This is a genomic window from Salinispora pacifica DSM 45544, from assembly GCF_000378845.1.
Taxonomy (GTDB): Bacteria; Actinomycetota; Actinomycetes; order Mycobacteriales; family Micromonosporaceae; genus Micromonospora; species Micromonospora pacifica.
The window spans coordinates 4,730,179-4,754,515 of sequence record NZ_KB905359.1; the positions used below are offsets into that span (position 1 = coordinate 4,730,179).

General features: G+C 71.7%; 26 protein-coding genes. 19 read left to right on the plus strand and 7 right to left on the minus strand.

What is annotated here, in order from left to right; all coding sequences use genetic code 11:
• Positions 1 to 29: 29 nt before the first annotated feature.
• The 7 genes from SALPAC3_RS28445 to hisF all read left to right on the plus strand — a co-directional run bounded on the left by SALPAC3_RS28445 (position 30) and on the right by hisF (position 4,439).
• Positions 30 to 203 carry a hypothetical protein gene (locus SALPAC3_RS28445; RefSeq protein WP_018223287.1) on the plus strand — a complete coding sequence of 58 codons (174 nt, stop codon included), beginning with the start codon at positions 30 to 32 and terminating at the stop codon, positions 201 to 203.
• A complete protein-coding gene (gene hisH, locus SALPAC3_RS0121765) occupies positions 200 to 865 on the plus strand; it encodes an imidazole glycerol phosphate synthase subunit HisH (RefSeq protein ID WP_018223288.1) in 666 nt (221 codons plus the stop codon). The genes SALPAC3_RS28445 and hisH overlap by 4 nt, the downstream gene beginning before the upstream one ends.
• Entirely contained in the window at positions 862 to 1,185 is a 324-nt protein-coding gene (locus tag SALPAC3_RS0121770; protein ID WP_018810901.1) for a hypothetical protein, read from the plus strand. The genes hisH and SALPAC3_RS0121770 overlap by 4 nt, the downstream gene beginning before the upstream one ends.
• A gap of 17 nt (positions 1,186 to 1,202) precedes the next feature.
• On the plus strand, positions 1,203 to 1,928 hold the full coding sequence (gene priA, locus SALPAC3_RS0121775; protein WP_018223290.1) for a bifunctional 1-(5-phosphoribosyl)-5-((5-phosphoribosylamino)methylideneamino)imidazole-4-carboxamide isomerase/phosphoribosylanthranilate isomerase PriA: 726 nt from the start codon (positions 1,203 to 1,205) through the stop codon (positions 1,926 to 1,928).
• Between the two features lie 171 nt (positions 1,929 to 2,099).
• Positions 2,100 to 2,549 (plus strand): MarR family winged helix-turn-helix transcriptional regulator, encoded by a 450-nt coding sequence (locus tag SALPAC3_RS0121780; RefSeq protein WP_026185801.1) that lies wholly within the window; start codon positions 2,100 to 2,102, stop codon positions 2,547 to 2,549.
• A gap of 5 nt (positions 2,550 to 2,554) precedes the next feature.
• Complete coding sequence (locus SALPAC3_RS0121785) at positions 2,555 to 3,559, plus strand: NADP-dependent oxidoreductase (RefSeq protein WP_018223292.1); 1,005 nt, start codon at positions 2,555 to 2,557, stop codon at positions 3,557 to 3,559.
• 112 nt (positions 3,560 to 3,671) lie between these two features.
• A complete protein-coding gene (gene hisF / locus SALPAC3_RS0121790; protein WP_018223293.1) occupies positions 3,672 to 4,439 on the plus strand; it encodes an imidazole glycerol phosphate synthase subunit HisF in 768 nt (255 codons plus the stop codon).
• Between the two features lie 34 nt (positions 4,440 to 4,473).
• Here hisF and SALPAC3_RS0121795 read toward each other — a convergent pair whose 3' ends face one another.
• Together SALPAC3_RS0121795 and yczE are read right to left on the minus strand one after the other, a co-directional pair.
• A complete protein-coding gene (locus SALPAC3_RS0121795) occupies positions 4,474 to 4,935 on the minus strand; it encodes a hypothetical protein (protein WP_018223294.1) in 462 nt (153 codons plus the stop codon).
• Between the two features lie 142 nt (positions 4,936 to 5,077).
• Entirely contained in the window at positions 5,078 to 5,719 is a 642-nt protein-coding gene (gene yczE, locus SALPAC3_RS0121800; protein ID WP_018223295.1) for a membrane protein YczE, read from the minus strand.
• A 61-nt stretch (positions 5,720 to 5,780) separates the two neighbouring features.
• Between yczE and yczR the strand changes: the two genes are divergently transcribed.
• Complete coding sequence (gene yczR, locus SALPAC3_RS0121805) at positions 5,781 to 7,238, plus strand: MocR-like transcription factor YczR (RefSeq protein WP_018223296.1); 1,458 nt, start codon at positions 5,781 to 5,783, stop codon at positions 7,236 to 7,238.
• Between the two features lie 59 nt (positions 7,239 to 7,297).
• The gene (locus SALPAC3_RS0121810; protein WP_026185802.1) at positions 7,298 to 8,605 is read left to right on the plus strand and encodes a low temperature requirement protein A; all 1,308 of its coding nucleotides are present in this window, start codon (positions 7,298 to 7,300) and stop codon (positions 8,603 to 8,605) included.
• A gap of 97 nt (positions 8,606 to 8,702) precedes the next feature.
• Here SALPAC3_RS0121810 and SALPAC3_RS0121815 read toward each other — a convergent pair whose 3' ends face one another.
• Positions 8,703 to 9,332, minus strand: coding sequence for a TIGR03085 family metal-binding protein (locus SALPAC3_RS0121815; protein ID WP_018223298.1), 630 nt, complete (start codon positions 9,330 to 9,332; stop codon positions 8,703 to 8,705).
• Between the two features lie 129 nt (positions 9,333 to 9,461).
• Between SALPAC3_RS0121815 and SALPAC3_RS0121820 the strand changes: the two genes are divergently transcribed.
• Together SALPAC3_RS0121820 and SALPAC3_RS0121825 are read left to right on the plus strand one after the other, a co-directional pair.
• Positions 9,462 to 11,339 carry an ABC transporter ATP-binding protein gene (locus SALPAC3_RS0121820; RefSeq protein ID WP_050563706.1) on the plus strand — a complete coding sequence of 626 codons (1,878 nt, stop codon included), beginning with the start codon at positions 9,462 to 9,464 and terminating at the stop codon, positions 11,337 to 11,339.
• Between the two features lie 96 nt (positions 11,340 to 11,435).
• Positions 11,436 to 13,202, plus strand: coding sequence for an ABC transporter ATP-binding protein (locus tag SALPAC3_RS0121825; RefSeq protein WP_018223300.1), 1,767 nt, complete (start codon positions 11,436 to 11,438; stop codon positions 13,200 to 13,202).
• A gap of 22 nt (positions 13,203 to 13,224) precedes the next feature.
• Here the strand turns inward: SALPAC3_RS0121825 and SALPAC3_RS0121830 are convergent, their stop codons facing one another.
• From SALPAC3_RS0121830 to SALPAC3_RS0121840, 3 genes are read right to left on the minus strand one after another with little or no spacing between them, the layout of a single operon-like run.
• On the minus strand, positions 13,225 to 13,863 hold the full coding sequence (locus SALPAC3_RS0121830; RefSeq protein ID WP_018223301.1) for a TetR/AcrR family transcriptional regulator: 639 nt from the start codon (positions 13,861 to 13,863) through the stop codon (positions 13,225 to 13,227).
• Positions 13,864 to 13,893: 30 nt separating this feature from the next.
• Positions 13,894 to 14,649 (minus strand): ABC transporter permease, encoded by a 756-nt coding sequence (locus SALPAC3_RS0121835; RefSeq protein WP_018223302.1) that lies wholly within the window; start codon positions 14,647 to 14,649, stop codon positions 13,894 to 13,896.
• Complete coding sequence (locus tag SALPAC3_RS0121840) at positions 14,646 to 15,383, minus strand: ABC transporter ATP-binding protein (protein ID WP_018223303.1); 738 nt, start codon at positions 15,381 to 15,383, stop codon at positions 14,646 to 14,648. Before SALPAC3_RS0121840 ends, SALPAC3_RS0121835 begins: the two co-directional genes overlap by 4 nt.
• 118 nt (positions 15,384 to 15,501) lie before the next feature.
• Between SALPAC3_RS0121840 and hisI the strand changes: the two genes are divergently transcribed.
• Genes hisI through SALPAC3_RS0121855 form a run of 3 tightly spaced genes read left to right on the plus strand, consistent with a single transcriptional unit; the run spans position 15,502 to position 18,082 of the window.
• On the plus strand, positions 15,502 to 15,942 hold the full coding sequence (hisI, locus tag SALPAC3_RS0121845) for a phosphoribosyl-AMP cyclohydrolase (RefSeq protein ID WP_018223304.1): 441 nt from the start codon (positions 15,502 to 15,504) through the stop codon (positions 15,940 to 15,942).
• The gene (locus SALPAC3_RS0121850; protein ID WP_018223305.1) at positions 15,939 to 17,492 is read left to right on the plus strand and encodes an anthranilate synthase component I; all 1,554 of its coding nucleotides are present in this window, start codon (positions 15,939 to 15,941) and stop codon (positions 17,490 to 17,492) included. The genes hisI and SALPAC3_RS0121850 overlap by 4 nt, the downstream gene beginning before the upstream one ends.
• On the plus strand, positions 17,489 to 18,082 hold the full coding sequence (locus SALPAC3_RS0121855) for a Trp biosynthesis-associated membrane protein (protein ID WP_018223306.1): 594 nt from the start codon (positions 17,489 to 17,491) through the stop codon (positions 18,080 to 18,082). Before SALPAC3_RS0121850 ends, SALPAC3_RS0121855 begins: the two co-directional genes overlap by 4 nt.
• Before the next feature lie 55 nt (positions 18,083 to 18,137).
• Here the strand turns inward: SALPAC3_RS0121855 and SALPAC3_RS0121860 are convergent, their stop codons facing one another.
• Positions 18,138 to 18,383, minus strand: a complete 246-nt coding sequence (locus SALPAC3_RS0121860; RefSeq protein WP_018223307.1) for a hypothetical protein — start codon at positions 18,381 to 18,383, stop codon at positions 18,138 to 18,140.
• A gap of 467 nt (positions 18,384 to 18,850) precedes the next feature.
• Here SALPAC3_RS0121860 and trpC point away from each other — a divergent pair, with 467 nt between their 5' ends.
• From trpC to SALPAC3_RS0121885, 5 genes are all read left to right on the plus strand, one after another.
• On the plus strand, positions 18,851 to 19,654 hold the full coding sequence (trpC, locus tag SALPAC3_RS0121865; RefSeq protein WP_018223308.1) for an indole-3-glycerol phosphate synthase TrpC: 804 nt from the start codon (positions 18,851 to 18,853) through the stop codon (positions 19,652 to 19,654).
• A 31-nt stretch (positions 19,655 to 19,685) separates the two neighbouring features.
• On the plus strand, positions 19,686 to 20,918 hold the full coding sequence (gene trpB, locus SALPAC3_RS0121870; RefSeq protein WP_018223309.1) for a tryptophan synthase subunit beta: 1,233 nt from the start codon (positions 19,686 to 19,688) through the stop codon (positions 20,916 to 20,918).
• Positions 20,919 to 20,922: 4 nt separating this feature from the next.
• Positions 20,923 to 21,726, plus strand: coding sequence for a tryptophan synthase subunit alpha (gene trpA / locus SALPAC3_RS0121875; protein WP_018223310.1), 804 nt, complete (start codon positions 20,923 to 20,925; stop codon positions 21,724 to 21,726).
• Between the two features lie 140 nt (positions 21,727 to 21,866).
• Entirely contained in the window at positions 21,867 to 22,964 is a 1,098-nt protein-coding gene (gene lgt / locus SALPAC3_RS0121880) for a prolipoprotein diacylglyceryl transferase (protein ID WP_018223311.1), read from the plus strand.
• Positions 22,965 to 22,978: 14 nt separating this feature from the next.
• A complete protein-coding gene (locus SALPAC3_RS0121885) occupies positions 22,979 to 24,166 on the plus strand; it encodes an FAD-dependent oxidoreductase (protein WP_018223312.1) in 1,188 nt (395 codons plus the stop codon).
• Positions 24,167 to 24,337: the final 171 nt, after the last annotated feature.

Below are 24,337 nucleotides of genomic sequence, written 5' to 3' on the forward strand. Positions count from 1 at the left end.
GTCCTGGTCGTGGGTGGAGGGTGGCGCTGATGGGTGGGGTGCTGCCGATCCTGCTGCTGATTCTGGCTGGGGTGCTGGTCGGCGGGGCGGTCTCGTTGCACCGACAGGGGGTGCCGCGGGGCGCGGTGCTCACCACCGCGGCGCTGGCCATGTTGGCGGCGGTTGCCGGGGGCCTGTGGTTGCTGCCGGGGGAGGGCTCGTGAGCAGGGTCGTGGTGCTGGACCACGGGTCGGGGAATCTCCGCTCCGTGGAGCGCGCCCTCGCGGCGGCCGGCGCGGAGGTGACGGTGACCGACGATCTGGCCGCCGCTGCCGAGGCGGACGGCCTGGTGGTCCCCGGTGTCGGGGCTTTCGCCGCCTGCATGGCGGGAATAGCGGCGTTGGGCGCCGGTCCGGTGATTGTTGAGCGGGTCGCCGCCGGCCGCCCGGTGCTCGGCATCTGCGTCGGGATGCAGGTGCTCTTCGAGCGCGGTGCCGAGCACGGTGTGGTGACCGATGGTCTCGGGTTGCTGCCCGGGCAGGTGGGTCAACTCCCCGCTGCGCGGCTGCCGCACATGGGCTGGAACACGGTCGCTCCGCCGGCCGATTCGGTGCTCTTCGCCGGCCTGGCCGAGAGCCGGTTCTACTTCGTGCACTCATACGCGGCGGACGGGGTGGCCGCGTTGGCCGCTGCCGGTGTCGCCGTGACCACCGCCCACCACGGGGCGGAGTTCGTGGCGGCCGTGGAGCGGGGTCCACTCAGCGCCGTCCAGTTCCATCCGGAGAAATCCGCCGATACTGGTGCCGCGCTGCTGCGCAACTGGTTGCGCACGCTTTCGTCGAGCGTTCAGCCGGCGACCGGCCACGCTGCTGGGGGCCGTCGGTGAGCAAGGAGCGGGCGCGGCGTCGGGCTGCTCGGGAGGCGGAGGCAGCGCAGCGGCGGGCGGTGCGGCAGCGGCAGCTCGCCCGGCAAGCCGAGCGGCGGGCGCTGCTTCGTCGGCTGACTCCGACGGTACGCCGGGGGCGGATCGGCCGGCTGCCCCGGCGGACCCGAGGTGAGCGCGCCGCGATCGTGCTGTCCACGGTGGCCGTGATCCTGATGATCTGGACCCTGGTAGATGATCTTGCGTTGCGGTTCGGGCTGGTCGCGCTCCTGCTGCTCGTACTGCCGGCGATCGTGGTGATCGCCCTGGACCGCCGTTCCTGATCCGAGGAGATTTTGCTGTGAGCCTAACCCTGTTGCCCGCTGTTGATGTCGCTGACGGGCAAGCGGTCCGGTTGGTGCAGGGCGCCGCCGGTAGCGAGACCGCCTACGGTGATCCCTTCGACGCCGCATTGGCCTGGCAGCGGGACGGGGCGGAGTGGATTCACCTGGTTGACCTGGATGCGGCGTTCGGCCGGGGCTCCAACGCGGAGCTGCTCGCCGATGTGGTGCGTAGCCTGGATGTGCGGGTGGAGCTCTCCGGCGGAGTCCGGGACGATGCGTCGTTGCGGGCCGCGCTGGCGACCGGGGCCGCTCGGGTCAATATCGGCACCGCCGCGCTGGAGGATCCCCAGTGGTGCGATCGGGTCTGCGGCGAGTACGGCGACCGGGTGGCGATCGGCCTCGACGTGCGTGGGCAGACCCTCTCCGCCCGGGGCTGGACCCGGGACGGCGGCGACCTGTGGGAGGTGCTGGCGCGGCTGGACCGGGCCGGCGCGTCCCGGTACGTGGTCACCGACATCACCAAGGACGGCACGATGCGCGGGCCGAACCTGGAGCTGCTTCGTGAGGTCTGCGCCCGCACCAGCGCACCGGTGATCGCGTCCGGTGGGGTCTCGACCCTGGCCGATCTGCGTGCGCTGGCCGCTCTGGAGCCGGTCGGGGTGGAGGGGGTAATCGCCGGCAAGGCGCTGTATGCGGGTGCCTTCACCGTGGCCGAGGCGTTGCGGACACTGGCCGACGCCTGATCGCACCCGACGCTTGATCTCACCCGGCGCCCTTGCCGGGCTGGCCACCCGCCGGCGTCGTCAGCCCAGCGTCCGGGTGTGTTGTCCCTCGTACCGGTGGTTCTGAGCCAGGAGGGCGACGTAGCCCACGGTTTAGTTGTGCACAACTAAACCGTGGGCTACGCTTTTCTGGTGACCGATGATCTGGTGTTGCGGCGGCAGGTGTGCTTCGCGCTCTACACCGCGTCGCGCGCCATGGCCGATGTCTATCGGCCCATCCTCGCCGAGTTCGGGCTGACCTATCCGCAGTACCTCGTGCTGCTGGTGCTCTGGGAGGGCGAGCAGGAGCAGCTGCCGACCGTCTCTGACCTCGGCGCTCGGCTGCAGTTGGACTCCGGAACGCTCTCCCCCCTGCTCAAGCGGCTGGAGGCGGCGGGCCTGGTGACCCGGCGGCGGTCGGCGGCCGACGAACGACGGGTGGTGGTGGAGCTCACCCCGGCGGGGCGGGCCCTGCGTGGGCGGATGGCCGACCTTCCCCGCCAACTGGCCCAGGCGACCGGGCTCGGCGCGGACGATCTCGTCGTCCTACGCGACACCCTCAACCGGATTACCAGTACGATCCACCAACACAAGGAGCAGTAGCGACCATGAGTAAGACCGCAAACCGCGAGATCCAACTAGCCTCGCGGCCGCAGGGTTGGCCGACCGAGGAGAACTTCCGGTTGGTCTCCACCGACATCCCCACCCCGGGTCCGGGGCAGATCGTGGTGCGGAACACCTTTATGTCCGTCGACCCGTACATGCGGGGGCGGATGAATGATGTCGCCTCCTACGTCCCGCCGTACGCGCTGGACGCGCCGCTCGACGGTGGGGCGGTCGGTGCGGTGGTGGCGAGCGAGGCCGACGACTTCGCCCCCGGCGACACGGTGCTCCACTCGCTCGGCTGGCGGGAGTACGCGCTGCTGGACGCGACGACCGTCCGGAAGGTCGATCCTGCCCTCGCCCCGGTCAGCACGTACCTCGGGGTGCTGGGAATGACTGGGCTCACCGCATACGCCGGACTGCTCGAGGTCGCCGCGATGCAGCCGGGGGAGACCGTCTTCGTCTCCGGCGCGGCCGGTGCGGTGGGGAGCATGGTTGGCCAGATCGCCAAGCTTCGCGGCGCCGGTCGGGTGGTCGGCAGCGCCGGCTCGCCGGCCAAGGTCGAGCGGCTGCGGGCGCTCGGCTTCGACGCTGCCTTCGACTACCACGAGGCCCCGGTGCGAGAGTCGCTCGGCGCCGCCGCGCCGGACGGGATCGACGTCTACTTCGACAACGTGGGCGGCGAGCACCTGGAGGCGGCGATCGGCGCGATGCGGCCGAACGGCCGGGCCGCGATCTGCGGGATGATCGCGCAGTACAACGCGACCGAGCCGCCAGCCGCCCCGCGCAACCTGGCAATGATCATCAGCAAGCGGCTCACCCTGCGCGGCTTCATCGTCTCCGACTACGGGCAGTTGGGCGAGCAGTTCGTGCAGGAGGTCGGCGGCTGGCTGCGCGACGGGAAGCTCAGCTACGACGAGACGATGATCGACGGCATCGAGAACGCCCCCGCGGCCTTCCTGGGCATGCTCCGCGGCGAGAACCTCGGCAAGATGCTGGTCCGGGTGTGAGTCGGGGTCCCGCCGCGCCTCGGCGGTAGGGACGCATCTTCCGCAACGCGATCCGCCGGTGGCCGGCCGCACACGATGGCCACCGGCTGATCGCGTTGGCTAGGCTGGCGGCATGTCCCTGGCCGTACGCGTGATTCCCTGCCTCGACGTGGACGCCGGGCGGGTGGTCAAAGGCGTCAACTTCCGTAACCTGCGGGACGCGGGTGACCCGGTGGAGCGGGCCGCGGCGTACCATCGGGCGGGCGCTGATGAGCTGACGTTCCTGGATGTCACCGCCTCGGTGAGCGACCGCGGCACGATGCTGGATGTGGTCCGCCGTACCGCGGAGTCAGTCTTTATTCCGCTCACCGTCGGTGGCGGGGTGCGGCAGGTCAGCGACGTTGACGCGCTGCTGCGCGCGGGGGCGGACAAGGTCGGCGTGAACACCGCCGCGATCACCCGCCCCGAGCTGATCGCTGAGGTCGCGGAGCGGTTCGGCCGGCAGGTGCTGGTGCTCTCCCTCGACGTGCGGCGCGCCCCCTCCGCCACCACGACCAGCGGGTTCGAGGTGACCACGCACGGCGGCCGGCGTGGTACCGGCATCGATGCCATCGACTGGGCGCGGCGCGGCGCCGAGCTGGGCGCGGGTGAGATCCTGCTCAACTCGATGGACGCCGACGGCACCAAGACCGGGTTTGACCTGGAGCTGATTCGCACGGTGCGGGAGAGGGTCAACGTGCCGGTGGTCGCCAGCGGGGGCGCGGGGGAGGCGGGTCACTTCCCGCCGGCGATCGACGCCGGCGCCGACGCGGTGCTCGCCGCGAGCGTCTTCCACTTCGGCCAACTCACCGTCGGTGAAGTCAAGGACGCGCTGCGCGAGGGTGGTCACCTGGTCTGCTGAGCCGCCTCGCCGGTGGGTGGGCGGGCTGCGTCGGTCAGTCCCGGCGGGCGTGATGCCGCGAAGATTGTCGTCGCGTCGGGATGGAACGTACCGCGTACTCCTGGACCGCCGCCGCGTGCTCGGCCTCGTCGAGCTGCCAGTCCGCGTCGCCCGGGGTGTGCCGACGGCTCAACACGTCCTGCACGGTGTCGACTGTGGTGGCCAGGCCGGCGTGGGGACGGGTGCGCCAGAGCCGTTCCCCCTCCGGTGTGATCCGGAACCAGCCGTCGGTGACACTGACCAGGCCGGTGCCGACCAACCGGCGGACCGCCACCTCGACCTCATGCCGTTCGGGGATCGCGCGGTTGAGGTGGTCGGCGGTAGAGAGAACATCGGTGAGCCGAACCCCTAACGGCCGCCGGCTGGACGCTGCTCGGCGGTGCCGGCCGGCGCCATGTGCGATCACCAACGAAACGAAGATCCACGCATCCGTCCACTGCCACTGTCTCTCCCCCATGGCCAGATTGTGCCGATCCCGCGCCGGAAAGGAAACACCTCCTCCCTTTGGACTACAACGGGTCGTCCTTTGCGTCGCTAGCGGTGAGCCGGACAGCCGCCGGGGGGCGGCGGGACGGGGACGGTGCGCGGAAGCACACGGTTCAACCGGGAGCCGGGACTGGGGTGGGGTTGGGCGGAGGAGGGACCGTCACGCGGGGCAGCACGAACTGGGTCAGCGGGCCGATGGTCAGGGCATACGCCACCGTGCCGGGGCCGACCGCGCCGCCGAGCAGCCAGCCCAGCCCCAGTACGGCGACCTCGATGGTGGTGCGGACGAGCCGGATCGAGAATCGTGGCCGGCGGGCGACGAAGCCGGTCATCAGGCCGTCGCGGGGGCCGGGGCCGAGCCGGGAGCCGAGATAGAGCCCGCTCGCCGTGCCGTTGGCGACGATCCCGCCGACGAGTAGGGCGGTTCGGGTGGCGAGCGGCAGGTCCGCCGGTAGTAGGGCGAGGGTGGCGTCCACCACGAGCCCGACCACCACCACATTGCTGACCGTGCCGAGGCCCGGCCGCTGCCGTAGCGGGATCCACAGCAGCAGCACCAGCGCCCCGACTGCGATGGTCACCGTGCCGAAAGAGAGCCCGGTGTGCCCGGCGATCCCTTGGTGGAAGACGTCCCAGGGGTCCAGGCCGAGGCCGGAGCGGATTAACAGGGCCATGCTCACGCCGTAGAGGCCGAGTCCAGCGTAGAGCTGGGTCAGCCGTCGCGCGGGCCGGTAGCTGAGATTGCCAATCTGTTGCACGCATGCCAATCTAGTAACCAATTAGGCAACCAGTAGAGCCAATTATGGTGGAGTGGCCCCCATGGCGAGTCAGATACGTGGAAACCAATTAACCCGGCTGCTCGGCCAGTGGCATGCGCTCCCCGGTCGCCGGCGCAGCCCCGACTACGCGGCACTGGCCGCCGCCGTCCGGGGGCTGCTCGCCGACGGGCGGCTTCCGCTGGGCGCCCGCCTGCCGGCCGAGCGCGAGCTGGCCGAGGCGCTGCGGATCAGCCGCACCACGGTCACCGCGGCGTATCGGGAACTCCGGGACAGCGGCCACCTCGCCAGCCGGCGCGGTGCCGGCAGCTGGACCATGCTCCCCGGCAACCATCGGATGGCGGGGAGCGGCCTGTGGACTCCGCTGGACGATCGCGAGATGCTCGATCTTGGCGTTGCGGCCCTGGCCGCCCCGCCTGAGCTGCTGCCGGCCGCCCAAGCCGCCGCCGCAGACCTGCCCCGCTACCTGGGTGGGGCGGGCTACCACCCGACCGGTATCAGCGAACTGCGGGAGGCCATCGCCCGCACGTACGACGAACGGGGCCTACCCACCTCACCCGAGCAGGTCATGGTCACCAATGGCACCCAGCACGCCCTGGACCTGGTGCTTCGTCTCACACACGCTCCGGGTAGCGGCGTCCTGGTGGAGGCGCCCAGCTACCCGAACGCCCTGGCCGCGCTGCACGCCCGGCGGGCCCGCATCAGCACCCACGGACTCGCCCGGGACTATCCCGGTTGGGACGCTGAGCTCCTGCTCGGCGCCCTCCGTCAGGGGCGACCCAAGCTGGCCTACCTGATCCCCGACTTTCAGAACCCGACCGGCCATCTGATGCCGGCCCAGCTGCGGGAGCGCGTGGTCGCCACCGCTCACGCCGTCGGTTCCGAACTGGTGATTGATGAATCCTTTGTGGACCTATCCTTGGCCGGTGGGGTGATGCCTCCGCCCACGGCCAGCTTCGACCGACACTCCCGGGTGCTCACCGTCGGGGGGATGAGCAAGGCGTACTGGGGCGGGCTGCGGATCGGCTGGATCCGTGCCTCCGCGCCACAGGTGCAGCGGCTCGCCGCCGTCCGAGTCGGGGTGGACATGGCGAGTCCGGTACTGGACCAACTGGTCGCCGTCCACCTGCTGGCGCAGCGGCCGGCGATCGTGGCGGCCCGGCGAGCCCAGCTCACCGCCCAGCGGGACGTCCTGCTCGGTGCCCTCGCCGAGCGCCTGCCCGAGTGGCGGGTGACCGTGCCGCACGGCGGAGTAACCCTCTGGGCGGAGCTCGACGGTCCGGTCTCCAGCGCACTCGCCCGCGCCGCCGAGCAGGCGGGCGTCCGCCTCGCCCCCGGCCCCCGGTTCGGTCTGGACGGGACGCTGGAGCGCTTCCTGCGGTTGCCGTTCACCCTGCCCGGCGCGGAGTTGGTGGAGGCGGTTAGCCGGATCGCGGCCGTCCGCTACGACCTGGACCGCGCCGGCCGGCCGCAGTGGTCGGAGCCGGCGGTCATCGCCTGAATCGGGTAGCGCCGGCGGAAGTCGCCCGCGGCAGCCGGTCCCGCTGGGAGACTGGCCGGGTGGAGCGCGAGAGCCGGGTCCGCTGGTCGCCGGCGATTCAGCCGGGCGCGCCCGGCTCCCGGACCACCCGCCTCGAGCTCTTCTACGATCTGGTCTTCGTATTCGCGTTTCTCAACGTCACTGAGCTGGCCGCCGTTGACCTCAACGTGCCTGTCCTCCTGCGGTCTCTGCTGGTGCTGGCGTTGCTCTGGTGGTGCTGGGTGGGCTTCGCCGCCCTCGGCAACGTGATCCGCGTTGATCAGGGCAGCGTCCCGCTGGTCGGGTTCGTCACCACGGCAGCGGTCTTCGTACTCGCGCTGAGTAGCCCGTCGGCGTTCGTGACGACACCCGAGGGCCTGGCCGGTCCGCTGCTCTTCGCTGCCTGCTACTGCCTTGTGCGGGTGCTCCAGGTGGGTGTCTTCGGCTGGGTGGCGCGGTCAAATCCGAAGTTGCGTCGGCGCTGGCTGCTGCTGCTCGCGCCGGCGTTGACCGCCACCGCCCTGTTGGTCGCCGCCGCGTTGGTGCCGCAGCACCTCCTCCAGGGCGACGCCGAGCGGCTGCTCCGGCTCACGCTCTGGATCGCCGCGATCGGTGTCGAGTACGGCGCGGGCCTGGGTGTGCGGGGGACGGTGACCTCCGCCGCGCACTGGGCGGAACGGTACGGCTTGATCGTGTTGATCGCCCTGGGGGAGTCGATCATCTCGCTGGGGCTCGGACCGAACCTGGCCGCCGACAGCCTGCCGCTGACCGCGCCAGTTGTGCTGGCGGCGGTGGTGGGTATCGCCATCATCGCCGTGCTGTGGTGGGCGTACTTCGACAGTCTCGCGGTCGGGATGGAGCACGCCCTGTACCGGACCCAGGATCCGGATGCGCGGCGCAGACTCGCCCGCTACGCCTACACCTATCTGCATCTGCCGCTGGTGGCGGGGATCATCCTGTTCGCCCTGGCCCTGAAGCGGCTGCTGCATGACCTGGCGGATCCGCAGACACCGGCTTGGGGGCTACCCCTGCCGGTCATTGAGGCGCTGAGCCTCTACGGCGGTGTGATCATCTACCTGGTCACCCTGATTGCGTTGGGCGCCGTGGCACCCCGCAAACTCCGCTGGCCGCCGGTCACCGCGGTCGCGCTGCTTCTCCCACTGATTCCGCTGTCCCACCGGCTGCCGGGTCTGCTCGCCCTGGTGTTGCTGTTGGCGGTGTGCCTGTTGCTGTTGATCGTGCAGTTCGTTGTGGACGCGCCGAACCGGCATCAGATCCGTGAGACGGCGCTGCGGGAACAGTTGGCAACCGAGGCCAAGCAGGACGAGTGGCGCGGCCGGAACCTGTGACCACTCCGGTATCGCCAGCCCGGACGGCGGGACAATCCCGCCGTCCGGGCGGTTCAGGCGCGGCTGGCCGGTGGCACTTTGCGACCGTGCGGTCGTTTCACAGCCCCAACTGGGCGTCGCGCAGCCGGTCGGCCGGGCCCGCCGGGCCGTCGATCTGCACCCGCGCCGCCCGTTGCCGTCCGCTCAGGAAGAGCACCAACTCGCTGGGGGCGCCCACCAACCGGAGCTGCTCGCCGCCCCGCCCGGCGGCTCGCTGCCCGTACCCCGGGGCTTGGACCAGCACTTCGGCTGGGAAACGGCGCAGCGTCAGCCGAGCCAGTCCCGCTGCCCGCTGCCACAGCGCCTGTTGCAGCCCCGCGGGCAGGTCGCGGGGCTGCCAGTCGGCCTGTGCCCGGCGAACGTCCTCGTGGTGGATGAAGAACTCCATCGTGTTGACCGCCCCGTCGAGCAGCGGATTGCTGATCGGGCTCCACACCGGCGGCCGTCGTACCTGGTCAACCAGGCTTGCCCAGGGGCGGGCGGCGAGCTTCTGGCGGACCCGCTCGGCGTGCCCGCGCAGCGGCGGCAACAGGATGCCGGCGGCGGCGTCCGGGCGGCGTTCCCGCAACACCAGGTGGGCGGCGAGGTCCCGGGTAGTCCAACCCGCGTTGAGCGTCGGTGCGTCCGGTCCCAGCGTCTGCATAAGGTCGGCGAGCGTCTTCCGCTCCGATCGGGCGTACTGCGGCATCCCTTGATGGTAGGCCCATTACCTCCGGATACCTCGGTCGCGCCGCATGAGAATGGCCTCCGAGTCGTCGGACCTGCTTCCGGCAGGTAAGGATGGGGGAGACAGCGGCGACTTACGGCGGGGGAGAACGTGGCGAGCGGAACGAGTCGGGACGTGCTCTGGCGAGGGCTGGTCGTCCTCGGTCGGGCGATTCGGGAACAACCCAGGATCTTCGCGGTCGCGGCGAGCTCCAGTGTGCTCTTCGGGCTGCTGGTCGTCACCAGCGCGTACGTGGTGGGTGCGGTGGTCGGCGACGTGGTCGTACCGGCGATCGCCGAGGGCTCGGTGCCCACCGCCGCGCTTGCCCTGGCCGCCGCCGCGCTGTTCGGGCTCAGCGTGCTGCGGGTGGTCGGCATCCTCGGTCGTCGACTCGGCGCCGGCTACATGCAGTTTCGGCTCCAGGCCGCCTACCGTCGTCGGGTCACCCGCCGCTATCTTGACCTGCCGCTCTCCTGGCACCAGCGCAACGCCACCGGCACCCTGCTGTCCAACGCGAACTCCGACGTCGAGGCCGCGTGGCACCCGGTGGCCCCGCTGCCCTTCGCCGTGGGCACGCTGGTGATGTTGGTCGGTGCGGTGGTCTCACTCTTCGTCACCGACTGGGCGCTCGCCCTGGTCGGGTTGGGTGTCTTCCCGGCGCTCTTCGCGCTCAACGTCGTCTACTCCCGCCGGATGGCCCCCCGGCAGGCCCGCGCCCAGCGGCTGCGGGCCGAGGTCAGCGGTATCGCCCACGAGAGCTTCGACGGCGCGCTGGTGGTCAAGACGATGGGCCGGGAGGCGCAGGAGACTGAGCGGTTCGCCGCGCGCGCCCGCGACCTGCGGGACGCGCTGGTGTCCGTGGGCCGGCTGCGCGGCGTCTTCGATCCCATGCTGGAGACCCTGCCCGGCCTCGGGACGCTCGCCGTGCTGGTCGTCGGCACCCTCCGGTTGCGGCAGGGCGCGATCAGTGTGGCCGAGCTGGTCAGCGTCGCCTTCCTCTTCACCGTGCTGGCGTTCCCGGTGCGGGCGATCGGCTGGGTCCTGGCCGAACTGCCGCGTAGCGTCGCCGGCTGGGAACGGGTCCGGCGGGTACTCGACGCCACCGGCGAGATGCCGTACGGCCCGATGTCGTTCGACTCCGCCGACGCCGGCCCGGCAACGCTCACCTTCCGTGACGTCCACTTCGCGTACGAGCCGGCCGAGGCGCACCTGCCCGGCGCCGAGGTGCTGGGTGAGGTCGGTTTCACCGTGCCGGCGGGGCGGACGGTCGCCCTGGTCGGGCCGACCGGCGCGGGGAAGTCCACCATCGCCTCGCTCGCTGTTCGGTTGGTCGACCCGCGTGCGGGCGCCGTCGAGATCGACGGGATGGACGTACGCGACCTCACCGCGGACTCGCTGGCCCGTACCGTCGCGCTCGTGGCGCAGGTGCCGTTCGTCTTTGACGACTCGGTGCGGGCGAACATCACCCTGGACCGGCCCGGCCTCGGTGATGACCAGGTCTGGGCGGCGTTGCGGTTGGCGGGAGCGGATGGCTTCGTCGCGGCTCTCCCGGAGGGCCTGGACACGCGGGTCGGCGAGCGGGGCACGTCGCTGTCCGGGGGGCAGCGGCAGCGGCTCACCCTGGCCCGAGCCCTCGTCGGTCGGCCGCGTCTGTTGGTGCTGGATGACGCGACCAGCGCGGTCGATCCGCGGGTGGAGGCGGCGATCCTGGCCGGGCTGCGCGCCGCGGAGCCGGGGAGCGCGGCGACGTCGATCCTCGTGGTCGCCTACCGGCGGGCGACCATTGCCCTCGCCGACGAGGTGGTCTACCTGGAGCACGGGCGGGTGGTGGCCCGGGGCACGCACACCGACCTGCTCGCCACCGTGCCCGGCTACGCCGACCTGGTCACCGCCTACGAGCAGGCCGACGTGGAGCAGGCCAAACAGCAGGGGTACGAGGAGGTCCCGCCGCCGCTGACAACCGGCCTCGAACTGGAGGTGGACCGGTGAGGCGGTCGCGAGCGGAGGGTGGACTGGTGAGTGCGAGGAGTGAGCTTGCGAGCCCCGCAGTCGCGAGCGGAGGGTGGATCAGTGAGTAGTGGCACCATGGCGCCGGAGGCGGCGGCTGAGTCGACCTGGCGGACGCTGCGGCGGGGCTTGGCGCTCTCCCCGGAGTTGCGGGTCGGGTTGGCGGGCACGCTCGGCCTGGCGCTGGTCTACATGGTTGGTCGGGCGGCCGTGCCGGTGGCGGTGCAGCAGGGCATCGACAACGGTATCGCCGGCGGCCTCCGCCTGGATGTGGTCTGGACGGTGGTGACCGTCACCACGGCGGTGCTCGTGGTGACCACGACCTGTGGCTACCTCATGATGCGGCGGTTGTTCACGGTCAGCGAGACCGCCCTCTCCAACGTTCGGGTGCGGGCCTTCCGACATGTCCACGACCTGTCGATGCTGCACCAGCAGTCCGAGCGGCGTGGGTCGTTGGTGTCCCGGGTGACCAGCGACGTCGACCAGATCACCCAGTTCCTCCAGTGGGGCGGTGTGATCCTGCTGATCAACCTCGGTCAGCTGGTGGTCACCACCGCGGTCATGCTCACGTACTCCTGGCAACTGACCCTGGTGGTGTACGCGGCGTTCGGCCCGGCGGTGTTCGTGATCCGGCTGATCCAGCGGCGGCTCGCCGGCGCGTACGGGGTGGTACGGCAGCGCACCGGCGCACTGCTCGGCGCGATCGCCGAGAGCGTGGTGGGCGCGTCGGTGATCCGGGCGTACGGCATTTCCGGGCGCACCGGGCGCCGGTTGGACGAGGCGATCGACAGCCAGCGGCGGGCCCAGCAGCGGGCTATCCGGATCAGCATCCTGGGTAGCTCGGTCGGGGAGATCGCGGCCGGGTTGGCGTTGGCCGGCGTGGTGGTGTTGGGTGTGCTGCTCGGCGCCGACCGTACGTTGAGCGTCGGTGAGGTGACCGCGTTCCTGTTCCTGGTGACCCTCTTCGTGCAGCCGGTGCAGATCGCCACCGAGGTACTCAACGAGGCGCAGAACGCGATCGCCGGCTGGCGACGGGTACTCGACGTGTTGGATGTCGAGCCGGATGTCGCGGACCCCGGCGAGTCGGGGCGGGAGCTTCCGCCGGGTCCGCTGGATATCCGCTTCGTCGGGGTGGGTTTCGCCTATCCGGGCGGCGCACCGGTTCTGCACGACATCTCGGTGGAGATTCCGGCGAAGAGCCGGGTGGCGGTGGTCGGTGAGACCGGCAGCGGGAAGACGACGTTCGCGAAGCTGCTCACCCGGCTGATGGATCCGACCGAGGGGGACGTGCTGCTTTCTGGGGTGCCGTTGCGGGAGGTGCGGTTCGGCTCGCTGCGTTCGCGGGTGGTGATGGTCCCGCAGGACGGGTTCCTCTTCGATGCCACGGTCGCAGACAACGTCCGTTTCGCCCGACCGGACCTCACCGACGCGCAGCTCACCGCCACCTTCGTGGAGCTGGGGCTGGCGGACTGGCTGGACAGTCTCCCGGCGGGCCTGGACACCCCGGTGGGGGAGCGTGGTGAGGCGTTGAGTGTGGGCGAGCGGCAGTTGGTCGCGCTCGCCCGCGCGTACGTCGCCGACCCGGATCTGCTGGTGCTCGACGAGGCCACCAGCGCGGTCGATCCGGCGACCGAGGTGCGTCTGCAGCGCACCCTGGACGCGGTGACCCGGGGCCGGACCACGCTCGCCATCGCACACCGGCTCTCCACGGCACAGGCGGCCGACGAGGTGATCGTGGTGGATCGAGGGCGGATCGTGCAGCGGGGTGCGCACGAGGAGTTGGTCCGCGACGTCGAGTCGGTGTACGGGCAGCTCTACGCCTCGTGGCTGGAGCAGACCCGGTGACTGCGGCGGGGCGAGCCGAGCCTCAGCCCTCCGGCGGGGTGACCCGGCTCCGCCGGTGGGGTGGCTGGCCCTCCAGCGGGGCGGTGAGATAGCGCTGCATGGTGGGGCCGACGGAGCTGATGAGTGTTTCGGGGGCAGCGGTGGCGATTGGTTCGAGCCGGAGCACGTGGCGCGCCATCGCCAGGCCGAAGAGTTGGCTGGCCACCAGCGACCCGCGCAGCGGTGCCTGCGCCGGGTCCACGTCGAGGTGGTCGAGGACCGGGCGCAGTACCTGCGTGGTGAGGAATTCGCGCAGCAGCCGAGCGGTCCACTCGTTGCTGACCGCCGAGCGCAGCAGCGCCACCGCGGGGGTACCGGCGGGGGAGTCCCAGATGCTGAGGAAGGCGCCGACCAGCCGTTCTCCGATCTGGTCCGGGTCCCCGGCGAGTATCGTCGGCACCACCTTGGCCGGGTCGGCCGGGGCGTTCATCGCGGCGAGGAAGAGTTTGTCCTTACTGCCGAAATAGTGGTGCACCAGCGCCGGATCCACGCCGGCGGTGGCGGCGATGGCGCGGATGGAGGCTTGGTCGAAGCCCCGTTCGGCGAAGGTGGTCCGGGCCGCCGCCAGGATCGTCGCCCGGGTGTCCGGGTTGCCGGGTCGCCGTCCGATCCGCCGCGCCATCGTCGTCCTTCGCTCGTCGCCGTCGCCGGGTCAGCCGCTGCGTCGTCGCAGGGTGGCGGCGGCGAGTACCAGCGCCAGCACCGCGGCGCCGCCCACGATCGCAAGGTCGCGCCACATCGTTGCGGTCGGTTCGGCGTTCGAGCCGATTTCCTGCAACGCCTCGACCGAGTACGACAGGGGCAGGACGTCGCTGACCGCCTGGAGCCAGCCGGCCATCTCGGTGCGGGGGACGAAGAGCCCGCAGAGCAGTAGCTGTGGGGCGACCACGACCGGCATGAACTGTACGGCCTGGAACTCGGTTCGGGCGAAGGCACTGCAGAGGAGCCCGAGCGCGACCGCGAGCACGGCGTTGACCGCCGCGATCAGGATGACCAGCCCGCTGCTACCGGCGGTGTCGAGATCGAACAGCCAGTAGGCCACCGCGGCGGCGACCGCCGCCTGCACCACGGCGGCCAGGCCGAACGCGATGCCGTACCCGAAGAGCAGGTCGAGTTTGCCCAACGGGGTGGTGAGCAGCCGTTCCAGCGTGCCGCTGGTGCGTTCGCGAAGCATCGCGATGCTGGTCACCAGGAACATGATGATGAAGGGGAAGAACCCCAGCAGCACCAGCGCGATCCGATCGAACGGCGCCGGCTGGCCGGGCGGTGTCGGCTGGTCGACGTACATGTAGTAGACCACGGTGAGCAGCGCCGCCGGCACGACCACGAGCAGCGCGACCGTGCGCCGGTCATGACGCAGTTGGCGCAGGATGCGGCCGGTGGTGGCGGCGAGGATCCGGGGGTTCACGACGCCTCCTGCCCGGCCGTACCGGCCTCGACTGCCTGGATCATTCGTAGGAACGCCTCCTCCAGGTCGTCCACGCCGGTCGCCGCGCGTACCGCTGCTGGTGTGTCGTTCGCGATCAGCCGCCCTTCGCGAATCAGCAGGAGTCGGTCGCAGCGGGCGGCCTCGTCCATCACGTGGCTGGAGATGAGCAGGGTAGTGCCGGCCGCGGCCAGCGCGTGGAACCGGGCCCAGAGCTCCGCTCGTAGCACCGGATCCTGACCGACGGTCGGCTCGTCGAGCACGAGCAACTCGGGGTCGCCGACCAGCGTGCAGGCCAGTGCGGCGCGGCTGCGCTGCCCGCCGGAGAGGGTGGCGACCAGCTGGCCGGCGGCTGCCCGCAGCCCGACGTCGGCCACGGCCTGGTCGGCCTGGGCGGCGCCTCGCCCCTGTAGGGCGGCGAAGTAGCGGGCGTTTTCCCGGACGGTCAGGTCCGCGTAGACGCTCGGCGTCTGGGTCAGGTAGCCGACTCGGCGGCGTAGCTGTGCGGCACCGGCCGGGTGGCCCAGGACGGTGACCGCGCCAGCGGTGACGACCTGCACCCCGACCAGTGCCCGCAGGAGTGTGGTCTTTCCGCTGCCGCTCGGCCCGAGCAGGCCGGTCACCGTCCCGCACGGCACGGTGGCGTTGATTCCGGATAGCACCCGTCGCCCGCCCCGGTCGACAACCAGGTCACGAAGGGCGATGGCGTCCTGCATCGCGCACCTCCGGGTAGAAGATCGACTGTTTAACTCAACGGTAGTTGAATTGTGCGGGGTGAGCAAGGCGCACGGGTGCCGTACCACCCGCCGGTCGGGTATCGGAGAATGGGTGACTATGCCCGTACCTGACGCGCCGTCGCCCGGCGCCCTGCCCGGCTCGGACCCGAGCGGCGGTCCGGCTCGGCCGTCCCGCCTGGACCCGGCCATCGCCGCGCGCCTCCGCCGTACGTCGGACGGGCTCCTCGCCGCGGTGGTCCGCCAGCACGGCTCCGCCGAGGTGCTGATGCTCGCCTGGATGGACGACGAGGCGCTACATCGGACGCTGACCACGGGCCGGGCCACCTACTGGTCTCGTAGCCGCGGCGAGTACTGGGTCAAGGGCGCGACCTCCGGACATCACCAGTACGTCCGCGCCGTCGCCCTCGACTGTGACGGAGACGCCCTGCTGGTCGACGTCGACCAGGTCGGCCCGGCGTGTCACACCGGCCGGCGGAGCTGCTTCCACAACGACCTGCCGGTCACCGGTGGGTCCGGCGAACGGCGGGCCCGGCCATGACCGACGGCACCGTCCGTCCGGACGAGACAAGCTTCGTCGAGCAGGCCGCCGGGAGGCGGGTGGTGCCGGTCACCCGGCGGCTGCTCGCCGACGCGGAGACGCCGGTGGGCGTCTACCGCAAGCTGGCCGGCGGTCCGGGCACCTTCCTCCTCGAATCCGCCGAGCAGGGCGTTGGGTCAACCGGCATGACCTGGTCCCGGTACTCCTTCATCGGGGTCCGCAGCGCGGCCACCCTGACCGAACGCGACGGCGTCGCGGTGTGGACGGGTCAGCCGCCGGCGGGGCTACCCATGGCTGGCGACCCGGTCGCGGTGCTTCGGGACACCGTCGCCGCCCTTGCCGGGTCACCCCCCGATGACACTGGCGGGCTGCCGCCGCTGACCGGCGGCATGGTCGGCTACCTCGGGTACGACCTGGTGCGGCACTTCGAGCGGCTGCCCGAGCGCACCGAGGACGACCTCGGTCTGCCCGCGTTGGGAATGATGCTCGCCACTGATCTGGTGGTGCTCGACCACTACGACGGTTCGGCGCTCCTGGTGGCCAACGCCGTCCTGCCACCGCCTCAGGCACCGGATCGGGCGGCAGCGGTCACCGCCGCGTACCACCACGCGGTCGGGCGGCTGGACGCGATGACCGCCGCGCTGTCCCGGCCGATTCCGCCGATGACCTCCACCGTTGGCGCAGCGCCCGTCGGGGACGTGCGCTGCCGTACGCCCAACGGCGGCTACCAGAAGGCGGTGGTGGCGGCCAAGGAGGCGATCAGCGCCGGCGAGTGCTTCCAGATCGTGCTGTCGCAGCGCTTTGAACGGGCGACCGACGCCGACCCGCTCGACGTGTACCGGGTGCTGCGGACCACCAACCCCAGCCCGTATATGTACCTGCTGCGCTTTGACGGCTTCGACATCGTCGGTTCGTCTCCCGAAGCGCACCTGAAGGTGGCCACCGAGGTGGACGGAGAACGGCGCGCCCTGCTGCATCCGATCGCCGGCACCCGGCCGCGCGGCAGCTCGCCCGAGGCCGACGCCCAGCTCGCCGCCGAACTCCTCGCCGACCCCAAGGAGCGCTCGGAGCACGTGATGCTGGTGGATCTGGGCCGCAACGACCTGGGGCGGGTCTGCCGGCCCGGCACGGTCGAGGTACCCGAGTTCGCCACGATCGAGCGGTACAGCCACGTGATGCACATTGTCTCCACGGTGGTCGGTGTACTCGCCGAGGACCGCACCGCCTTCGACGCGCTCGTCGCGACCTTCCCGGCGGGTACTCTCTCCGGTGCCCCCAAGGTGCGGGCGATGGAGCTGATCGAGGAGCTGGAGCCGGTGCGGCGGGGGCTCTACGGCGGCACCGTGGGCTACCTCGGCTTCGGCGGTGACCTCGACATGGCGATCGCGATCCGTACCGCGCTGATCCACGGTGGGCGCGCGCACGTGCAGGCCGGCGCGGGCGTGGTGGCGGATTCGGACCCGGCCGCCGAGGAGCAGGAGACGCGGAACAAGGCGGCCGCCGTGCTGGCCGCCATCGCCGCGGCCGAGACCCTGCGTGCGGCCCGGTGAGCGCCGGGGACGGGGTCGGTCCGGGGCGCGCCGGGGACGGGGCCAATCCGGGGCGGCCCCGGCCCGGCCGGCGGGAACTGCTCTACGCCGTGCTCCTCGGGGTGGCCGGAGCGGGCCTTTCGATCTGGGCGGTGAGCCAGGCCTGGGTCGTTGAGCTGGCACCCCGTCCGGCCCCGTTGCCGCCGGTCCGCGTCACCCGCACCGGCGCGCAGCTGTTGCCCTGGCTGCCCGCGCTGGCCCTGGTCACCCTCGCCGGATGGGGCGCGGTGCTGGCCACCCGGGGGCGGGTCCGGCGGCTCCTGGGCGGTGTGCTGACCGGGCTCGCGATGGCGGTGGCCGCTGGTGGTGGGTATGGCCTGGTCGCGGGGTTCAGCGGCGCGATCAGTCGGCAGTGGCCGTTGCTCTGCCTGCTCGGTGGGGGGTGTGCCGCGGTCGCCGGCGTGCTGACCGCGGTCCGGGGGGAACGGTGGTCGGTGATGGGTGCTCGATACGAGCGGCCGGCGGGGGCCACGACCGGCCCGGTGTCGGGCCGGAGCGCCAGGGACGCCTGGGATGCCTTGGACCGGGGCGCTGATCCGACGGACGACTGACGCCGACCGCCGGCCGCTGCCGGCGACCGCGGCCGGGTCCGGCTGCCCCGCCGCCTCAGCCCATCGGCCGCGGGTCGCGGTTCGTGTCGCGGTTCGTGGTGAACTCGGCGACGATCCGGTCCAGTTCGGCCCGCTGGTCGGCGCGGGCCTGGTCGGCGCAGACGGCTTCCCACGCATTGCCCCGTGCGGTACGCGTCTGCGCCTCGCCGACCACGGCGCGTTCGAGCGTGTGCACCACGCCGACGGCGAGCGAGGCGACCGTACGGGAGATGGTGGTGAGGCCGATGCTCTCAGTGCTCATGATCAGTCCCGGAGATCGTTGGGTGGCGCGGGCGGATGCCGAACCGAGTCTGCCCGAGGGGAATGCTCATCGACTCACGTTTCGTCGGGGTGTCCGCCGTGTCAACCCTGGCTCCGCGGTGCTGACCTGGGAAGAGTCCACTGGCCTTGAGCTTGCTCACAGCCCTGCCCCGGGCTTTCAGCCGGTGGCTAGCCGGCCGGATAGCATCACATCAATGCCCAGGATGGTGGTGGTCGATGATCGTCGGCCTCGACTGACGACCGGGAGGTGATGGCTGTGTGTGAGCTCACCTTCACTGGAGGTTGGGCATTATGCCGCAAGCCGATTCGTGAGTAGCGCCATACCCCCGGCGGCCGGCATCGGGTACGCCGCCTAGCATCGGTCCATGACGCCCGGAGAGGGGAGCGTTGGTGACTGCGGAGCATGCGCACGCGGGAGGGAGCGACGCCGGTTCGGCGAAGCCCAGCGTGCTCGATGAGATTCTGGCCGGAGTGCGCGAGGACGTGGCTCGGCGGCAGGACCAGGTCCCGCTGGAGCGCATTCGAGAGCTGGCCGCCGCCGCCCCGCCGCCGCTGGATGCGTACGCGGCCCTGCGTCGGCCCGGCGTGGCGGTGGTCGCCGAGGTGAAGCGCTCCTCGCCGTCCAAGGGACGGCTGGCGGAGATCGCCGACCCGTCCGACCTCGCCAGCGACTACGCCGCCGGCGGTGCCCGGGCGATCAGCGTGCTCACCGAGGGGCGCTGGTTCGGTGGCTCGCTGGATGACCTCGCCGCCGTCCGGGCCGCGGTTGATGTTCCGGTGCTGCGGAAGGACTTCGTGGTATCCAGCTACCAGGTGCATGAGGCGCGGGCGCACGGCGCCGACCTGGTGCTGCTGATCGTGGCGGCGTTGGAGCAGAAGGTGCTGGTCGGCCTGCTGGAGCGGATCGAGTCGCTGGGCATGACCGCCCTGGTCGAGGTGCACGACGAGGAGGAGGCGGACCGGGCGTTGGAGGCCGGCGCCCAGGTGATCGGCGTGAACGCGCGCGACCTGCGTACGTTGGAGGTCGACCGGTCGGTCTTCGAGCGGATCGCGCCCGGCCTGCCCAGCAGCGTTGTCAAGATCGCTGAGTCGGGGGTGCGCGGGCCGCACGATCTCATCCGGTACGCGTCGGCCGGTGCCGACGCGGTCTTGGTCGGTGAGGGCCTGGTTACCCAGAAGAGCCCCCGGGAGGCGGTGGCCGAGCTGGTCAACGCCGGTAACCACCCGGCGACACCCCGTCCGGCGCGCTGAGCGCGCGCTGGTCAGAACGAAGGGAGCCGCGATGAGCGTCGACACGCCTGCCGCGACCGTCCGATACCCGGACGCCGCCGGTCACTTCGGCCGGTTCGGCGGCCGGTTCGTCCCCGAGGCCCTGGTGGCCGCGTTGGACGAACTCGACGGCGCCTGGCGTACCGCGATCGGCGACGAGTCATTCCAGACCGAGTTCGCCGCCCTGCTCCGCGACTACGCCGGCACCCCCTCGTTGCTCTACCCCGCCCGGCGTCTCTCCGCCAAGATCGGCGCACAGGTGCTGCTGAAGCGGGAGGACCTCAACCACACCGGGGCGCACAAGGTGCGCAACGTGCTCGGCCAGGCGCTGCTGACGAAGCGGATGGGCAAGCGGCGTGTCATCGCCGAGACCGGCGCCGGTCAGCACGGGGTGGCCACCGCCACCGCGGCCGCCCTGTTCGATCTCGAGTGTGTGGTTTACATGGGTGAGGTGGACACCCAACGGCAGGCGCTGAACGTGGCGCGCATGCGGATGCTGGGCGCCACCGTGGTGCCGGTCACCACCGGGTCCCGCACCCTCAAGGACGCGATGAACGAGGCGATGCGGGATTGGGTTGCCAACGTCGACAGCACCCACTACCTGATCGGTACGGCGGCCGGCCCGCACCCCTTCCCCGCCCTGGTCCGCGATTTCGTCCGAGGCATCGGCGACGAGGCCCGCCAGCAGTGCCTTGACCTGGTCGGTAAGCTGCCCGACGCGGTCACCGCCTGCGTGGGCGGCGGCTCCAACGCACTCGGTGTCTTCCACGCCTTCGTTGACGACCCGAGCGTGCGCCTGTACGGCTTCGAAGCCGGCGGGGACGGGCCGGCGACCGGCCGGCACGCGGCCAGCATTACCGGTGGCTCCTCGGGCGTGCTGCACGGGACCCGGACCTACGTGCTGCAGGACGCCGATGGTCAGACCGTCGAGTCGCACTCGATCTCGGCCGGGTTGGACTACCCGGGCGTCGGGCCGGAGCACGCCTGGCTGCACGACACCGGCCGGGCGACGTACCGGCCGGTGAACGACGCCGACGCGATGGCCGCCTTCGAGTTGCTCTGCCGTACCGAGGGCATCATCCCCGCGATCGAGAGCTCCCACGCGTTGGCCGGCACGGTCGCGATCGCCCCGGAACTCGCCGCCGAGCTGGGCCGGGAGCCGGTCGTGGTGGTCAACCTCTCCGGCCGTGGGGACAAGGACGTGCACACCGCCGGGGAGTACTTCGGCGTCCTCGACAAGGAGTGACAGCGTGAGTCGCATCGGGGTTGCGTACGACCGGGCTCGGGCCGAGGGCCGGGCTGTCCTGGTCGGCTGTATGCCCGCCGGGTTCCCGACCGTCGAGGGCAGCATCGCCGCGATGACCGCCATGGTCGAAGCGGGCGTGGACGTCATTGAGGTGGAGATTCCGTACTCCGACCCGGTGATGGACGGTCCGGTGATCCAACGGGCCAGTGACATCGCCCTGGCCGGCGGGGTCCGGGTCGCCGACACGCTGCGCATCGTCGACGCGGTCGCCGCCACCGGCGCGCCCGTGGTGACGATGACCTACTGGAACCCGATCGAGCAGTACGGCGTTGACGCCTTCGCCCGGGACCTCGCCGCGGCGGGCGGCACCGGGCTGATCACACCCGACCTGATTCCCGACGAGGCGCAGGAGTGGCTGGCCGCCTCCGACGCGTACGGGCTGGACCGGACCTTCCTCGTCTCGCCCTCCTCGACTGACGCCCGGCTGCAGATGACCGTCGAGCACTGCCGGGGATTCGTGTACGCGACCGCGCTCATGGGGGTCACCGGGGCCCGTGAGCGGGCTTCGGCGGCGGCCCCGGTGCTGGTGTCCCGGGTCCGGGCGGTCACCGACCTGCCGGTCGGTGTCGGCCTCGGGATCGGCAGCGGGGAACAGGCCGGCACGGCGGCCGGGTTCGCCGATGGGGTCATCGTCGGCAGCGCCCTGATCCGCTGCCTGCTAGATGCCGCGAGTCTACCGGCGGGGCTGACCGCCCTGCGTGAGCTGAGCACCGAACTCGCCGCGGGTGTCCGGACCCCGGCCTCCTGACGCCCGCCCCGGGGCCATCAGCCCGGCACCCCCGAGCTGAGCACACCCGGGTCACGGGCCCGGCGCCCCGGAGATGAGCGCCACGGGTCGCGTGGGCCGGGGTGCCACGGCGGGGCCGAACGGCGGTAGCCTGTGCACTCGTGAACCTCGCCTCGCAGACCTCTATGGCGGCCCTGCCCAGTCCGACCACCGCCGTGTGGCAGCTGGGCCCGGTGCCGATCCGTGCGTACGCGCTTTGCATCCTCCTCGGCATCGTGGTGGCCTGCTGGATCACCGAGCGACGACTACGCCAGCGCGGGGTGGCGCCGGGGGCGGTGCTCGACATCGCCGTGTGGGCGGTGCCGGCCGGCATCATCGGCGCCCGGATCTACCACGTGATCTCCTCACCGGAGAAATACTTCGGCACCGGTGGCGATCCGCTCAAGGTCTTCGCCATCTGGGAGGGTGGTCTCGGCATCTGGGGTGCGGTGGCCGGTGGCGCGCTTGGTGCGTGGTATGCCGCCCGGCAGCTCGGTATTCCGCTCGCGGTGGTGGCGGATGCCCTCGCCCCGGGGCTGCCGCTGGCCCAGGCGATCGGGCGGCTCGGCAACTGGTTCAACAACGAGCTCTACGGTGGGCGCACCACGCTGCCCTGGGGCCTGGAGATCCACCGGATGGACCAGGAGTCGGGCCAGGCCCTGCGCGACGACACCGGGACACCCATCCTCGAGGCGGGGCTCTACCATCCGACCTTCGCCTATGAGGCGCTGTGGAACCTGGGTGTGGTCGCCCTCGTCCTCTTCCTCGACCGGCGGCTGAAGCTGGGCCGCGGCCGAGCCTTCGCGCTCTATGTGCTGGGCTACACGGCCGGCCGGTTCTGGATCGAGATGATCCGTACCGACGAGGCGAACATGATCCTCGGCGTACGGCTGAACGTCTGGACCGCGGCGGTGGTCTTCCTCGGTGCGTTGATCTACTTCCTGCGGGTGCGCGGACCGCGCGAGTACCTGATTCCGATCCGCGAGGTGCCGGCGTCCGCCCCCGAGTCGGACGTGTCGCAGGTCGACCTCTCCGCCCGCGAGGCGAGTGCCCGGCCGGCGGCGCCGGAGGGCTACCAGGTGGTTGGCGAGGAGCAGTTCCGGCACTGGCAGGAGACGGGCGAGGCGCCGCCGGGGCCGGAGGCCGGGGGCCCCGGTGACGGTCCGCCCACCGACCAGCCGGTGGATGCCGCCCCGCCCGCCGACCAGCGCGACAGCTGAGCGAGGAGGGCCGCATGCGTAGCGCGGTCGTGGTCGGCGCCGGTGTCGGTGGCCTTGCGGTCGCGGGCGCGTTGGCGCGCTCCGGTTGGCAGGTCACGCTGGTCGAGCGAGCCGACCGGATCCGTCCGGAGCCCACCGCGGTGCTGCTCTGGCCCAACGGGGTACGCGCACTGCGCGCCCTCGGTCTCGGCGCCGGGCTCGACGCGATCGCCACCCCGCTGTCGAGCGGTGGGGTGCGCCGACCCGACGGCCACCAGTTGGTGCGGCCCCGTCCGGTCCCGGCGGACCGAAGCCCGGTCGTGGTGCACCGGGAGGACCTGCACGATGCGCTCATCGCCGGGCTGGGCGACGGTGTGGAGTTGCGGACCGGCGTGACCCTCCGTTCGGTTCGCGCGGAACCGGGCGACCGCCCGTCGGTCAGTGACGGCCGGCACACCTACGAGGCGGACCTGGTGGTCGCCGCCGATGGCCTCGACAGCGTGGCGCGGGCGCAGCTCGCACCGGAGGCGGCAGTGGTCAGTTGCGGCTCGGCCGCGTGGCGGGCGGTGATCCCGTGGTACCGGGCGCCCCAACTCCCCGCCGACCTGCCGCCGACCGGGGAGATCCTCGGTGCCGGGTACCGCTTCGTCTACGTGTCGCTGGGCGAACGGGGCGCGTCCGGGGCCTCCAGCCGCGGCGGGATCTACTGGGTGGCCACCGCCGCCGGTGCGCCCCGGCCGGAGTCGCCGGAGACCCAGCTCGCCCTGCTGCGTCGCTGGTACGCCGGCTGGCCCGCACCCATCGCCCAGCTGCTCGACGCCACCGACCCGGCCGACCTGGTCCAGCGGGAGATCCGCGAACTGCGCCCGCTGCCCCGCACGTACGGCTTCCCCACCGGTCCTGGTGGGGCGGTGCTGCTCGGTGACGCCGCGCACGGCATGCCCCCGCACCTGGGGCAGGGTGCCTGCCTCGCCTTCGAGGACGCCGCCACCCTGGCCGGGCTGCTCCGGGAGTCCCGGCTGCCGGACGCGGTCGTCGCCTACGACCGGACCCGACGGCCCCGGGTGACGGCGACGGTCCGGCAGACCCGACGGATGTCGGCGGTGCTCCAGGCCCGGGGCCGGCTCGCACTTAGGGCCCGGGACGCTGTCCTCGGCGCCCTCACCCCCCGGCTGCTGGGCAGCGCCAGCACGACCGCCGACCAGTGGCATCCTCCGTCCTGACCAGCTCCGGATGCCAACCGACGGGAAGGCGGCCGAGGGTGGTGCGGTAATGGGAGTATCTTTCTCACACTCTGGAAGGTGTGATCAATCTGCACTGGCCTTGTGTGGCCCCCCCTAACGTAGACTCAAATGACCCTTGAGGGCCGACGTCGTCCCGACCAAGATTCAGCC